1 protein-coding gene is annotated in these 936 nt (G+C 65.5%); it reads right to left on the reverse strand.

All coding sequences use genetic code 11. From position 1 onward, the window contains the following. Positions 1-936, reverse strand: a 936-nt coding sequence (gene ispG, locus AXW62_RS39750) for a flavodoxin-dependent (E)-4-hydroxy-3-methylbut-2-enyl-diphosphate synthase (RefSeq protein WP_060948562.1), incomplete at both ends; no start/stop codon positions are given.

Raw genomic sequence — 936 nt, forward strand, 5'->3', positions numbered from 1 at the left:
CGACACCCAGGTCCGCCTCACGCGCCTCGCCGGGACCGTTGACCACACACCCCATGACCGCCACCCGCAGCGGAACCTCCATACCCTCCAGACCCGCCGTGACCTCATCCGCCAGCTTGTACACATCCACCTGCGCCCGACCACACGACGGACACGAAACAATCTCCAACCGCCGCTGCCGCAGATTCAGCGACTCCAGAATCTGAATCCCGACCTTCACCTCCTCCGCCGGAGGCGCCGACAACGACACCCGGATCGTGTCCCCGATCCCCTCACTCAACAGCGCACCGAACGCCACCGCCGACTTGATCGTCCCCTGGAACGCCGGACCCGCCTCCGTCACCCCCAGATGCAACGGATAGTCACACCGCGCCGCCAGCTGACGATAGGCATTGACCATCACCACCGGATCGTTGTGCTTCACCGAGATCTTGATGTCCCGGAAACCGTGCTCCTCGAACAGCGAACACTCCCACAACGCCGACTCCACCAACGCCTCCGGCGTGGCCTTGCCGTACTTCTCCAGCAGCCGCTTGTCCAGCGACCCCGCGTTCACCCCGATCCGGATCGGCACCCCCGCATCCGACGCCGCCTTCGCGATCTCCTTGACCTTGTCGTCGAACTGCCGGATGTTCCCCGGATTCACCCGCACCGCCGCACACCCGGCATCAATCGCCGCGAACACGTACTTCGGCTGGAAATGAATGTCCGCGATCACCGGAATCTGCGACTTCCTCGCGATCACCGGCAACGCGTCCGCATCGTCCTGCGACGGACACGCCACCCGCACGATCTGGCACCCCGCCGCGGTCAGCTCCGCGATCTGCTGCAACGTCGCCCCGATATCCGCCGTCACCGTCGTCGTCATCGACTGAACGGAGATCGGAGCGTCACCGCCCACCGCCACCGACCCCACCTGGATCTTCCGGCTGACCC

The sequence above is a fragment of the Streptomyces hygroscopicus subsp. hygroscopicus genome (assembly GCF_001553455.1).
GTDB classification, from domain to species: Bacteria; Actinomycetota; Actinomycetes; order Streptomycetales; family Streptomycetaceae; genus Streptomyces; species Streptomyces hygroscopicus.